The 13,121-nt window shown below is 62.4% G+C and carries 10 protein-coding genes; 3 read left to right on the top strand and 7 right to left on the bottom strand.

What is annotated here, in order from left to right; all coding sequences use genetic code 11:
- The first annotated feature begins 4 nt into the window (after positions 1-4).
- Both P12x_RS06545 and P12x_RS06540 read left to right on the top strand, forming a co-directional pair.
- The gene (locus P12x_RS06545; protein ID WP_435010086.1) at positions 5-1,321 is read left to right on the top strand and encodes a twin-arginine translocation signal domain-containing protein; all 1,317 of its coding nucleotides are present in this window, start codon (positions 5-7) and stop codon (positions 1,319-1,321) included.
- Between the two features lie 187 nt (positions 1,322-1,508).
- The gene (locus tag P12x_RS06540) at positions 1,509-2,837 is read left to right on the top strand and encodes an MFS transporter (protein WP_435010085.1); all 1,329 of its coding nucleotides are present in this window, start codon (positions 1,509-1,511) and stop codon (positions 2,835-2,837) included.
- 45 nt (positions 2,838-2,882) lie between these two features.
- Here the strand turns inward: P12x_RS06540 and P12x_RS06535 are convergent, their stop codons facing one another.
- The 7 genes from P12x_RS06535 to aroF all read right to left on the bottom strand — a co-directional run bounded on the left by P12x_RS06535 (position 2,883) and on the right by aroF (position 9,518).
- Positions 2,883-5,144: a DNA translocase FtsK gene (locus tag P12x_RS06535; RefSeq protein ID WP_435010084.1), complete on the bottom strand. Its 2,262-nt coding sequence runs from the start codon at positions 5,142-5,144 to the stop codon at positions 2,883-2,885.
- 162 nt (positions 5,145-5,306) lie between these two features.
- Positions 5,307-5,573: a DNA-directed RNA polymerase subunit omega gene (locus P12x_RS06530; RefSeq protein ID WP_435010083.1), complete on the bottom strand. Its 267-nt coding sequence runs from the start codon at positions 5,571-5,573 to the stop codon at positions 5,307-5,309.
- 6 nt (positions 5,574-5,579) lie between these two features.
- Complete coding sequence (gene gmk, locus P12x_RS06525; RefSeq protein WP_435010082.1) at positions 5,580-6,191, bottom strand: guanylate kinase; 612 nt, start codon at positions 6,189-6,191, stop codon at positions 5,580-5,582.
- 7 nt (positions 6,192-6,198) lie between these two features.
- On the bottom strand, positions 6,199-7,086 hold the full coding sequence (locus P12x_RS06520; RefSeq protein WP_435011637.1) for a YicC/YloC family endoribonuclease: 888 nt from the start codon (positions 7,084-7,086) through the stop codon (positions 6,199-6,201).
- A gap of 33 nt (positions 7,087-7,119) precedes the next feature.
- Positions 7,120-7,578 (bottom strand): preprotein translocase subunit SecG, encoded by a 459-nt coding sequence (gene secG / locus P12x_RS06515; protein ID WP_435010081.1) that lies wholly within the window; start codon positions 7,576-7,578, stop codon positions 7,120-7,122.
- Positions 7,579-7,698: 120 nt separating this feature from the next.
- Complete coding sequence (tpiA, locus tag P12x_RS06510; protein ID WP_435010080.1) at positions 7,699-8,481, bottom strand: triose-phosphate isomerase; 783 nt, start codon at positions 8,479-8,481, stop codon at positions 7,699-7,701.
- The gene (aroF, locus tag P12x_RS06505; protein ID WP_435010079.1) at positions 8,481-9,518 is read right to left on the bottom strand and encodes a 3-deoxy-7-phosphoheptulonate synthase; all 1,038 of its coding nucleotides are present in this window, start codon (positions 9,516-9,518) and stop codon (positions 8,481-8,483) included. The genes tpiA and aroF overlap by 1 nt, the downstream gene beginning before the upstream one ends.
- A gap of 299 nt (positions 9,519-9,817) precedes the next feature.
- Between aroF and fdh the strand changes: the two genes are divergently transcribed.
- Positions 9,818-13,078, top strand: a complete 3,261-nt coding sequence (fdh, locus tag P12x_RS06500; RefSeq protein WP_435010078.1) for a formate dehydrogenase — start codon at positions 9,818-9,820, stop codon at positions 13,076-13,078.
- Positions 13,079-13,121: the final 43 nt, after the last annotated feature.

Raw genomic sequence — 13,121 nt, 5'->3', positions numbered from 1 at the left:
GCTCATGACCGGACCTTCGAGGAGAGATTTCCTGGGGACAGCCGGAGCCCTGGCAGCCAGCAGCCTGATCGCCAACAGGCCAGAAGTGTCGAGGGCTCAGGTCGATCCACCGTTCGGTCCCAAGCCCAGGATAGCCGCCGTTACGACCGCCTACCATTACCTCTCACACGCCTACCACATCGTCGGTCGGTTCCTGGACGGGTTCGACGCTCACGACGGCAAAGGCTTGCACCACCCCGACTTCGAGATCGCCAGTCTCTTCATCGAGCAAACTCCTTCCAATGACCTGGGCCGGGCCAAGGCCGCCAAGCATGAGGTGAGGAACAGCCCGACGATCGCCGACGCCCTGACTCTGGGGACCGGCAAACTGGCCGTCGACGGGGTCCTCTTGATCGCCGAACACGGCGAATATCCCTTCAATGAGAAACTCCAGAAGCTCTACCCACGCGCCCGATTCTTCAAGGAAGTCGCGGACGTTTTCGGAAGTTCGGGTAGAAGCGTCCCCGTCTTCATCGACAAGCATCTCTCCTACGACCGGGCCGAGGCCCGACGGATGATCGAGACAGCAGGCAAGCTCCGAATTCCCCTGATGGCCGGATCCAGTCTTCCGGTCACCTGGCGACTGCCGAATCTGGAAGTTCCGCTGGGCCTGGACTGGAAAGAAGCCCTGGTCGTCTCTCGAGGAGAGATCGAGATCTTCGGCTTCCATGCCCTCGAATCGCTCCAGTGCATGGTCGAGCGGCGCAATCGGGAGGGGAAACCACAGGGGATTGTCGCCGTCACCTGTCTCGAAGGGGACGCCGTCTGGGACGCCTCGAAGCGAGGTCTCTGGTCGGAAGATTTGATGAAGGCCGCGCTCTCGAAAAGCCACACCTGCAACCCGGGTGCTCCCCAGGACAACACTCGCGATTTCGTCCCGCCACCAAACCGGCCATCATTCCTCAGCACTCCCATCGCATTCCTCGTCGAATACGCTGATGGATTCCGAGGGACCGTCCTGATCCTCAACGGTCAGGTCGACGACACCTCGGTCGCCGCACGGATCGACCGGGCGGAAGACCCGGTCGTTTCAACGCTCCTGTATCTACCCGCTCCTCCCGGTGCCCGCTTCTTCGACCCGCTCGTCCTCCGGATCGAAGACTTCTTCCGGACCAGTAGCCCCCCCTACCCCGTGACCCGGACTGTCCTGACCGGAGGAGCTCTCGACGCCCTCCTCGAAAGCCGGGTCCAGGGCGGCAAGCGAATTGAAACTCCCGAACTGGCCACTCTGGACTATCAAGCCCCGGCCGACTCCGGTTACATCAAGACGCCCGTGACTTGATCTCACGCATTTGGCTCTTCCTATGAGAGAGGAGCCAATCTCCGGCTCGGATCGAATGATGAGTCGGCGGGGCACGCTTCGACCGGGCCGTGATCCCGCTCCCCAAAGAGCTCATCGCGGTTGACCCTTCCCTATGATTGGAGAACAACATCCACCGATAATTCCAAGCCTGCCCTGACGAGCCTTCATGGACGCCCCCGAAGACCCCACCCCGAAGACCGCTCATGATCCTTATGCAGCTCTCCGGCTGGTCGACTACCGCCGCTTTTTGATCGCCGGAATCTTCGCCTCGGCCGGGGCCGAGATGCAGGTTGTGGCCGTCGGTTGGGAGCTTTATGAGCGGACGAGATCGGCCACGGCCCTGGGACTGGTGGGCCTGGCGATGGTCCTTCCGGTCATCCTACTGGCGCTCCCGGCCGGGCACGCCGCCGACCGCCATAGCCGGAAGGGGATGATTCTCCTCTCGCAGGGGTTGATGGCGATCGCCTCGATGGTCCTGGCCGCCCTCTCGTACTGGCGAGGGCCGGTCCCCTTGATCTATGCCGCGTTGGTCGTGGCCGGGATCGCCCATGCAGTCAGCATGCCCGCCCGCTGGTCGATACTCCGCCAGCTCGTGCCCGATCACCTGGTCGGTGGCGCGGTGACGTGGAACAGCAGCGGCTGGCAAGTGGCCTCGGTGGTGGGACCTTCGCTGGCGGGCCTGTTCATCGCCCAGTCTGGAGGTGCCACCGAGGTCTATCTCTTCGATCTCGCCCTCTCGATCGGGGTCCTGGCGTTGATCACGACGATTCGCCCCAGGCAGATCGAGCGGCTGGAAGGCCCCGCCTCATTCGGCTCGATGCTGGGCGGCCTCCGGTTTGTCCGACAGTCCAAGCTGATCCTGGCGACGATCACGCTCGACCTTTTCGCCGTCCTCCTGGGGGGGGCCGTCGCCCTCCTTCCGATCTTCGCCAAGGATATACTCCAAGTTGGCCCGGTCGGACTAGGCTGGCTCCGGGCGGCGCCGTCGATCGGCGCGGCGATGATGGCCCTGACCCTAGCTCATCGGCCGCCGCTCCCTCGAGCCGGGCCGGCCCTGCTCTGGGCTGTGGCCGGATTCGGGGCGGCAACCATCGCCTTCGGGATTTCGAGGAATCCGTATTTGTCGTTTCTCCTGCTCATGATGACCGGAGCCCTCGACAACATCAGCGTGGTAGTCCGTTCGACGCTGGTTCAGAGTCTGACTCCCGAATCGATGCGAGGCCGGGTCGCAGCGGTCAACTCGATCTTCATCGGTTGTTCGAATGAGCTGGGTGGGTTCGAGTCGGGGATGACGGCCCACTTCTTCGGCCCGATCAGATCGGTCGTTGGTGGCGGCATTGGCACAATCCTGATCGTCATCCTGGTCCGATTGGTCTGGCCGGACCTCGCCCGCCTGGGCTCGCTCAGGGATCTGGCGATGCAAAAGATCCCGGAGCCCACTTACATGACCAGCGAATCCTATCGGCAGAATGCGAAGCTCGGTCAAGAAGTCTAAGATCGTCCGTGAAGTGCTTTCGATCGTTGACTAACCGTCCGAAGGTCAGGCCGCTTCCCCTTGTGCATCGCCACTCTTGAGGGCCTCCCACTCCTCCAGAGTGTACAGGACATCTCGGGCCGAACCGCTCTTGTGCTCGCTGACGATCCCATCCTCGCACATGTAATCGATGAGCCGTGCTGCCCGGCCATAGCCGATCCCCAGGGCTCGCTGGAGGAGCGAAGTCGACCCCCGACCTTCCCGGATAATCACGTCGATGGCGGTCTCGTAAAGCTCGTCCCTCTCCTTGAGCGACGATCGATCCTTGCCGGGACCTCCGACCTGGAGCTGGGTTAGCTCTCGGCTGAAGTGCTGGGGGAACTGGGCCAGGTACTCGCAAACCTGATTGACATCCTGGTCCGAGGCATAGGTCCCCTGGGCCCGGACCAGGTGGGAAGTCCCGGGCACGAGAAACAGCATATCACCGTGGCTCAGGAGCTTTTCCGCCCCCATCTCGTCCAGGACGACCCGCGAGTCGTTGCGGTTGGTCACCTGGAAGGCGATCCGAGCAGGAAGGTTACTCTTGATGAGGCCGGTGATGACATCGACCGTCGGCTTCTGAGTTGCGAGGATCAAGTGGATGCCCGCGGCCCGAGCCTTCTGGGCGAGCCGGACTATCTGGGTCTCGACTTCCTTGCCCACCTGCGCGACCAGGTCGCCCATTTCGTCGATGATGATCACGATCGAATGCATCGACTTGGGCAGACGCTGCCACTCCTCGTCGTCCTCGGGACGAACCCGATTATAAAGTTCCTCCTCGCCGAGCTGGTTATAGGAGGCGATATTCCGGACCCCGGCTCGCGCCAGATACCCATACCGTTCGTCCATCTTGTCGCAGGCCCAGGCCAGGAGTGCCTCGGCCTTCTTCATGTCGGTGACGACCGGGTTCATCAGGTGCGGGATCCGCCGGAACTGCGTCAACTCGACGATCTTCGGATCGATCAGGATCAGCTTGACCTCGTCGGGGGTCCGGGTCATCAAGATCGAAAGGATCATCGCGTTCAGGCAGACCGACTTGCCGGTACCGGTCCGGCCGGCTATCAGAAGGTGTGGCATGTCGGCCAGGTCGAAGGCCAGCGGGTTCCCCTTCACATCCTTGCCCAGGAATAGGGGTATCCGGAACTTGCCCAGGTGCGAACCAACGCCCTGAATCACCTCGCTGAGCCGGACCATCGTCCGACGCTCGTTGGGAACCTCGATCCCGACGGTGGTCTTGTTCGGGATCGGCGAGACGATCCGGACGCTCTGGACCGCAAGGGCAATGGCCAGGTCGTTGGCCACGCTGTTGATCTTGGCCACGCGAAGACCGGCTTCGAGTTCGATCTCAAACTGGGTGATCACCGGACCGGTATCAATCTGGACCACCCGGACCTGGCATCCGAATTCGAGGAGCGTCTTCTCCAGCAGGAGCGCTCGAGCGTGAACCTTGGCCTGATGTTCCTGGACCGGCGCCGAGTTCGACTGTTCGAGCAACTCGAAGGGTGGCAGGGCGAATTGTCCATCCAACGGAATCGCTGGCACACCCATGGGCATCGGGGCCGGGACACTCACCTTGGGGGGAGCAGCCGAGGTGAGACCGAGCGAGGACGGAGCACGCGGCGGGATGGCCCGATGAACCGGGGGCACGAGCCGGGGAGGAGGAACATCGAACCCGGGAGATTCGGCAATCATCAGGGCCGATCCGGGAGAACCTGCGTAGCCCTGCGTCGAAGCGACGCCATGTCCCCGGGGTCGGATCAAGGACCAGGCCTCGCGAATCGGCCAGGCGATCAGGACTTCCTGACTCAAGATCAGGCCGATCAGACCGAGGGCGACCAGGATGAGGAGCATTCCCGCCAGGCCAAACTGGCCTTCGAGGAAGGCGGCCGCGGCGGCCCCGACATACCCTCCACTGCCCACGGCCGGAGAGGGCTGGCGATCCGGTTGAAATTTCTGAACTAAGGCCGAAGCGACCAGGACCATGGCCGCCAGTCCGGCGAGGCGGAGGGCGGGATCGGCCACCTTACGACGCCGGAAGGCCATGAGATCCGCGACCGCAAGGCCGTAGAGGACCAGATACGATGCCCAACCGACCGAGGCGAACAGGACGTGCGCCAGGACCGCCCCCGCTGGTCCGCAAGGATTGGCCGGCGGGTCGTTGGCGGGTTCGGCGGCTTGGCCCGGAGAGTCGGCCGGATCGTAACCAACCAGGCTGAAGGTCAGGAATACGACGGCAAACAGGAGGGCTGCGGCCCGGCAATGGCCGGCCCATCGTCGGCGATCGAACATCGGAATCCTCGGCGAACCGGGCGAGCCGGGCGCCTTGGACGACGCACCTCGACAACCGACGATCCCCCGCCGGCACCGGCTCGACCCTGTTGGATCGACCGAGGCGGCGGTTCGACTTGCACGATCCCGGGTGATCCCGGCCCGAGCAGGTGCCGGTCGTGGTTATTCCGACGGTTGGGTCAGGTCGACCGTCCCGCCTTCTTCCTCTTCAGTCGCCTCGAGGAGGTGCAAGTTGCCCGACATGTCGAGGAAGATCTTATCTTGCATGATCTCCTGGATCACGATCGACATCTTGTCGAGCCCTCGGGCGTCGACCAAAGGTCGGGAGCCCTGGTTCAGCGCGATCATCCGCTTCTGGATCAGCGTGGAAAGCTTGAACCGGCCGCCGACCTTGTTGACGATGTGCTCTTCCTTCAATTCTTCGAGCATCAGAAATCAGCCTCCGCAATGGATCCGGGTCAAGATGGCGGCGAGTTGTTCGACGGCCCGTTCCAGGTCGTCGTTGGTAATTTGGTAGTCGTAATAGTTGGCCTGGGCGATCTCGTTCCGGGAATTTTCCAGCCGACGCGCGATGGTGGCATCATCGTCAGTCCCCCGAGCACGGAGGCGGGCCTCCAGTTGATCGGGGCTGGGGGCATGGACGAAGATCAGTACCGAATCGGGCACCTGCCGACGGACCAGCATTGCCCCCTGAACGTCGATCACCAAGATGACGCAAATCCCGTCGATCAACGAGGCCAGGACCGGTCCGGTCGGGGTTCCATAGAGATGACCATGGACCTCGGCCCATTCCAGGAATTCCCCCCGGTCGCGCCCGAGCTCAAACTCGTCCCGCGTCAGGAAATAGTAACTGACTTCGTTCAACTCGCCGGGACGAGGCGATCGGGTCGTGGCCGATACCGAGACCTTGAGTCGGAGCCCTTCTCTCTTCAGGAGACGCTCTACAAGCGTACTCTTGCCCGAGCCGGACGCCCCCGACAGGACGATCAGCTTCCCGGGAAGGTCCTTCCATCGATCGATCAGGGTCGGCGAAACCTCGGGCTCCAAGTTCTGTTCACTCCACGTTCTGGATCAACTCGCGGATCTTTTCCAGGAGACCCTTCATATCGACCACCAACCGACTAATTTCGACGTCATTGGCCTTGGAGCCGATCGTGTTGGTCTCCCGGCCCATCTCCTGGACGACAAATTCCAGTTTCCGCCCCGAACTCTCGGGCTCTCCGATCACCTCGGCGTACTGCTTCAGGTGGGCTCGAAGCCGGATGACTTCCTCGGCGATGTCGGCCCGCTCGGCGAAGATGGAAACCTCGCGGATGAGGTCTTTCGGCTCGACCGAAACTCCTTGACCGGCCAGGAGGGACTGGACCCGTTCGGTCAATCGTTTTTGGAAGGACGAAACAACTTCCGGCCCTCGACCGGCGACCTTCTCCAGATTACCGGATAGCTCACGACCGAGGCGAAGGAGTTCCTCGGCCATGGCCCGGCCTTCCTCGGCCCGAGCCTGCTGGAGTTTACCCAGGGCTTCGGTGACGATGGCGGATAGGACGGGCCAATCCTCGTGAGGATCTTCGGTCGCGGTGCGACGCTCCTCGACGATCCCGGGGAGTGAGAGGAGTGCGGTCAGGTCCAGACTCGGGCTCGAAACCTCGGATGGGCTTCCGGTAGAGTCGAGGATCTCCAGCAACTGGGCCCGATAGCTTGCCAGGGCGACCCGGTTGAGCCGGTAGTCTTCGGCCCGCTTGGGTCGCTCGACCCGAATCGAGAGCTGTACGGTGCCCCGACGGAGGGTCTCCCGGACCAGCCGTTCCAGATCGGGCTCCAGGGCGCCGTAGGGGTCGCTGAGTTTGGCGTTGAGCTTGAGGTGGCGATTGTTCACCGCCCGAACTTCGACGCTCACCGACCACCGCTCATCCTGGAGCCGAGCTTCGCCAAAACCGGTCATGCTCAAAAGCACGGCGCGTCGCCTCTTGGTCGATCAGGGCTTCGACGGGGGGGTGATAGGTTTGAGCGGCGTGTTGGGCGCGATGGGCGATGTGCCAGAAACCTGGCCCGGTGGATCGACCTTGGAGCTGTCGGTGGTAGGGGGCAATCCCAGGCTCTTGTCCAGGCTCTCGATGGGCAGCTTCGATTTACCATCCGCAGACGGACTGGGCGTGAAGGTCGACTTCGCTGCGGGGGCATCGCCGTAGGCAGAAGTCCGGCGATTCGAGAGAACCACCAGGAGCATCGCGATCGAAATCCAGACTCCCGCGACGATCATGGTGACTCGGGTGAAGATGTCGCCGGCCTTGGTCCCGAAGGCACTCGAACCCCCGGCCCCGCCGAAGGCGCCGGCCAGGCCACCCCCCTTGCCGCGCTGGATCAGAACCAGGCAGATCAGGAAGACGGACGTGAACGCCAGCACGAGTTGTAGCAGGACGTTGAGGAACTGCACGGTCGGGGTCCTTGTGTCACGATTTCAGATCTCCCATTTCAGATTCCAGACCCGGTCGCGGCGTCCGACGATCTGAAATCTGAAATCAAGAATCTGGAGTCAGGGGATTCAGAGTTCCGGTCAGCCCTTGCCCTTTGCGGCCACATCCCGCCCGGCGTGGATGATACCGAGGAAGTCGGCCGGCTTCAGGCTGGCACCGCCGACGAGGGCACCATCGATATCGGGACAAGCGAGCAGTTCTGCGGCGTTCTCAGGCTTGACGCTACCACCATACTGGACAACGACCCGGCTCGCGGTCGCCTCGCCGAACTTCGATTCGAGCTGGCGACGGATGAAGGCGTGGACCGCCTGGGCCTGGTGGGGCGTGGCGGTCAGGCCCGTCCCGATCGCCCAGACCGGCTCGTAGGCCAGGACCACTCCCCCCATCTGCTCCGGGGTCAACCCGGCCAGGGAATGTTCGAGTTGTCGGGCGACCACGTCTTCGGTCAGATCGGACTCGCGTTCGAGCCGGGTCTCGCCAATGCATACGATCGGGATCAACTGGGCGGCGAGGGCGGCCTTGAGCTTGCCATTGACCGCATCGTCGGTTTCCCCTTCGCCGTGCCGACGCTCGCTATGTCCCAGGATGACGTGGGTGCAACCGGCATCGACGAGCATCGCGCCCGAGATCTCGCCGGTAAAAGCCCCGTCGGCCTTGGCGTGCATATTCTGAGCGCCGAGCCCGATCGGCGAGCCGGCCAGGACTGGATCGATCCGTTGGAGGTAGATGCTCGGGGGACAGATCGCGACCCGGACCTCGACCGACTGCCCGACTCCCGCCTTGACCGCTTCGGCCAAAGCCAGGGCGGCCTCGGAGGTTGCCGGATTCATCTTCCAGTTGCCCGCGATGAACAGGGTCCGCATCAGACGGAAACTCCTTCGGAGGCGTCGATCGTCTTGCCCAGGACCTCGGCCAGTTGCCGGAGTTCGTCCATCAGCTTGGCATACTGGGCCGGGAGCAGGGCCTGGGGACCGTCGGACAGGGCTTTCTCGGGGCAGGAATGCACTTCGATATGAACCCCATCGGCCCCGGCGGCCACGCTGGCTCGGGCCATGGCCGGGATGAGGTCGGGCCGGCCGGTCGCGTGGCTCGGATCGACGATGATCGGCAGATGGCTCTGCCCCTTGGCGTTGGGGACGATCGATAGATCGAGCATGTTGCGCGTCGAATCCTCGAAGCTCCGGACCCCTCGCTCACAAAGGATCACCTTTTTGTTACCCTGAGCCAAAACGTACTCGGCCGACATCAGGAGATCCTTGACCGTCGCCGACATCCCTCGCTTGAGGAGGACCGGGGTCCGCGTCCGGCCGACTTCCTTGAGGAGGTCGAAGTTCTGCATGTTCCGGGCGCCGATCTGAATGATATCGGCATAGCGGACCACCAGGTCCACCTGCCGAGGATCCATGACCTCGGTCACGACCGGCATCCCGAACCGTTCCCCGGTGGACTTGAGGACCTTCAAGCCTTCCTCGCCCATGCCCTGGAAGCTATAGGGGCTGGTCCTCGGCTTGAAGGCACCGCCCCTCAGGACGTTGGCACCGGCGTCCTTGACCTTCTCGGCGATCTCGACGAGACGCTCCTCGCTCTCGATGGCGCATGGACCGGCGATCATCATCAGATGACCCCCACCGATCCGTACACCTTTGATATCGAAGACCGAATCCTCGGTATGGAATTCGCGGCTAGCCAACTTGAACGGTTTGAGGATCGGCATCACTTGCTCGACCCCTTCGATCGCCCGGAGCGGTTCGGCCTGGAGCCGGTCCTCATCACCGATGACACCGATGATCGTCCGTGCAACCCCCTGGCTCAGGTGGGGGGTGAAGCCCAGCTCCTCGATTCGTTGGAGCACATGCCCGATGACATCCGGGGTCGAATTCGGCTTCAGAACGATGATCATCGAAATCCTCGGAGCCCCTGCTCGGCTCGCGGTAGTAAGTAACCGCCACCACTCACGGTGGTCCTTCGCTCGGCCGACTCGTAATGAACAGAGGATTGTAACGAGGTCTCGGGCACTGTGGAAGTCGGATCCCATAACAAGCAGGTTTTTGAACCTGCCCGGCGATTCTTTGGGGATCTAGTTGGCCGGCGGTCGGCCCGTATCAGATGGATCTGGCAGCAGTATCACCCGTGCTGGATAATCATCCGGAGGTCCGTAGCAAGATTGGGCCATTTCTGCGAGCGACGGGGCATGAACTCATGAATGCGAGCACAACTAACCGCCGTCAGTTCTTCCGCGGGACGGGGATGACCCTCGGTTCCCTGGCGGGGCTTGGACTCGACCTACAGCCGGCGAGGGCCGCTGCGGGGCTAATGAAGTCCAAGCTCAAGGGGGCTCGCGAGTTCGCCAGCATTTGTCCTTATTGCGCCGTCGGCTGTGGCCAGATCGTCAGCGTCCGCGAAGGTCAGATCGTCAACATCGAAGGGAACCCCGATAGTCCGATCAGCCGGGGGACGCTCTGCCCAAAGGGGTCGGCCACCTTTCAACTCGCGGTCAACCCGAACCGGATGACCAGGGTCAAATACCGGGCTCCGTATGCGACGGAATGGACCGAGAAACCTCTCGATTGGGCCATGGATCGGATCGCGGAACTGATGAAGAAGACCCGCGACGCCACGTTTCAGGAACGGTGGCAAGGGCCGGATCGGGATGGCAAGCTGGTTGACAAGAAGGTCAACCACTGCTCGACGATTGCTTCGCTCGGCGGAGCGACGATGGACAATGAGTGGAATTACGTCCAGCTAAAACTCTGGCGAGCCCTCGGGCTAATTTGGCTCGAAAATCAGGCCCGAATCTGACATAGCTCGACTGTGCCCGGTCTGGGCACTTCGCTCGGTCGAGGCGGCGCCACGACCAACCAGATGGACGTCCGATTTGCCGACGCCGTCTTGATCATGGGATCGAACATGGCCGAGTGCCACCCGGTCAGCTTCCGCTTCGTCATGCAAGCGAAGATGAATGGGGCCAAGCTGATCCACGCAGACCCCCGATTCACGCGGACCTCCGCCATGGCCGACATCCACGCGCCGCTCCGGGCGGGGACCGACATCGTGTTCCTGGGTGGCATGATCCGGTACATCCTCGAAGAGGAAAAATACTTCAAGGAATACGTCGTCCAATACACCAACGCAGCGACCTTGATTAACGAGAAGTACCAGGATACCGAGGACCTCGACGGCCTCTTTTCCGGCTTCGATGCGGAACATCGACAATACGATTCAACCTCCTGGAGCTACGACCAGCCAAACGAGGAGAAGTTTCCCTCGAATCGGCCCAAGCCCGCGAACGACGACACTCAATCCTTCAGCGTCCGAACCGGCCAGGTAAACAGTCCACCTCGGACCGACCCGACGCTCCAGGATCCGCGATGCGTCTTCCAAATTCTCCGGCGTCACTACGCCCGCTATACGCCCGAAATGGTCGCGGACGTTTGCGGAACTCCCATCGAGGCATTCCTGAAAGTCGCGGAGACGCTCACCGAGGCTTCTGGGCCAGATCGAACTTCGGTCATATGCTATGCGGTCGGCTGGACCCAGCACACCACGGGCGTCCAGATGATTCGTGCCTCGACGATCGTCCAACTCCTCTTGGGTAACATCGGCCGACCTGGTGGGGGAATCCTGGCGCTCCGGGGGCATGCGTCGATCCAGGGCTCGACCGATATCCCCACGCTCTATAATCTCCTGCCCGGATATCTGAACATCCCGAGCGCTTTGAAGTCCCACGAATCGCTGGCGGATTACATCAAAACGGAGATATCGCCCACTTCCTATTGGGCGAACCTGCCCAACTTCATCGTCAGCCTACTCAAGGCCTGGTATGGAGAGGCCGCGACCAAGGATAATGATTGGGGTTATGACTGGCTCCCCAGGATCGTCGGCGACCACTCGCACATGCCGATGTTCATCGCGATGGCGGAGGGAAAGATCAAGGGGTTCATGGCGATGGGGCAGAACCCCGCCGTCGGCGGACAGAATGCCGGCTATCAGCGGAAGGCCCTGGCCAAGCTCGACTGGATGGTGGTCAAGGATCTCTACGAGACAGAAACCGCGACTTTCTGGAAAGACAGCCCCGAGGTCCACTCCGGTGAACTAAAACCGGAGTCGATCGCCACCGAGATCTTCGTCCTCCCCGCCGCCGCGACGGCCGAGATGGACGGTACCTACACCAACACCCAGCGTCTTCTCCAGTGGCACGACCGGGCCTGCGACCCGCCCGTCGACGCCCGTTCCGACCTCTGGTTCACGGTCCATCTCGGCCTCCGGATCAAGAAGCTCTATGCCGAGAGCACACTCGAACGCGATCGGCCGATCCAGGCCCTGACCTGGGACTACATCGATCCCGAGGAAAACGCGGAGTGGCGAATCAAGGACGAGCCCTCGGCGCGACGGGTGCTTCGTGAGATCAACGGGACAACGGTGGCCGATGGACGACCCTTAAAAAGTTTCGGCGACCTGAAGGCCGATGGTTCGACCGCATGCGGGGCATGGATTTACACCGGCGTGTATGCCCCGACGGCTCAGGAGCCGATGGGCCATAACTTCGCCGCCAACCGAGCAGGGGACGACTGGGTCGCCCTCGGATGGGGGTTCGCCTGGCCCGCCAATCGTCGGATTCTGTACAACCGAGCCTCGGCCGATCCTCTCGGTAACGCATGGCCCAAGGAGGCCCGACTCGCCAAGGCCCACGGGAAGGGTGAGAGAGGGTACGTCTACTGGGACGAGGACTGGCAAGGTCCCGATCCCAGCCACCCGGACCAGCAGATCCGAGGTCGATGGGTCGGGCTTGACATCCCCGATTTTCCGGCGCATAAGGGCCCGACGACGCCCCGCCAGCCCGACGGTAAGGGCCTCGATTTCCATGATGGAGCCTCGCCCTTCATCATGAAGTCCGACGGAAAAGGATGGCTTTTCGCCCCCTCAGGCACGGTCGACGGCCCTTTGCCGACCCACTACGAACCGTACGAGTCGCCGGTAGCCAATCTGGTCTATCCCGGACAATCCAGCAACCCGGTGGCCAAGGTCTTCAGTGTCCCGGGAAATCCTTATGCCCCTCCCGGTTCGGGTGAATACCCGGCAGTTCTATCGACCTATCGATTGACCGAGCACCACCTGAGCGGCTCGATGAGCCGCTGGCTACCCTGGCTCGCGGCGCTCCAGCCCGAGCTCTTCGTCGAGATCAGTCCCGAGCACGCCGAGGAACTGAAGGTGACCAACCTCGACTGGGTGAAGGTCATCACTCCCCGGGCGGCGATCCGGGCCAAGACCCTGGTCACTCGCCGGATTCGGCCATTCCTGATCGGTGGAAAGCCGATCCACCACGTCGGGATGCCCTGGCACTGGGGATACAAGGGGGTCGTGACCGGCGACGTGGTGAATGATTTGGCCGCGCTGGTGGGCGATCCCAACGTGACGATCCACGAGGCCAAGGTTTTTGTCTGTCGGGTCGAGAAGGATTGATATCCGTCCGTCCGGCTCACTTCGAATCAAGCGAGGTGAGCTG

The organism is Tundrisphaera lichenicola (genome assembly GCF_051175385.1).
Classification (GTDB): domain Bacteria; phylum Planctomycetota; class Planctomycetia; order Isosphaerales; family Isosphaeraceae; genus Tundrisphaera; species Tundrisphaera lichenicola.
Note: the sequence above shows the minus strand (reverse complement) of the source record. Positions and strands in the feature narration are given on the sequence as shown.

Coding starts and splice junctions, on each gene's coding strand:
- P12x_RS06545 (WP_435010086.1), top strand. CDS start 5: ATGACCGGACCTTCGAGGAGAGATTTCCTGGGGACAGCCGGAGCCCTG.
- P12x_RS06540 (WP_435010085.1), top strand. CDS start 1,509: ATGGACGCCCCCGAAGACCCCACCCCGAAGACCGCTCATGATCCTTAT.
- P12x_RS06535 (WP_435010084.1), bottom strand. CDS start 5,144: ATGTTCGATCGCCGACGATGGGCCGGCCATTGCCGGGCCGCAGCCCTC.
- P12x_RS06530 (WP_435010083.1), bottom strand. CDS start 5,573: ATGCTCGAAGAATTGAAGGAAGAGCACATCGTCAACAAGGTCGGCGGC.
- P12x_RS06520 (WP_435011637.1), bottom strand. CDS start 7,086: ATGACCGGTTTTGGCGAAGCTCGGCTCCAGGATGAGCGGTGGTCGGTG.
- tpiA (WP_435010080.1), bottom strand. CDS start 8,481: ATGCGGACCCTGTTCATCGCGGGCAACTGGAAGATGAATCCGGCAACC.
- aroF (WP_435010079.1), bottom strand. CDS start 9,518: ATGATCATCGTTCTGAAGCCGAATTCGACCCCGGATGTCATCGGGCAT.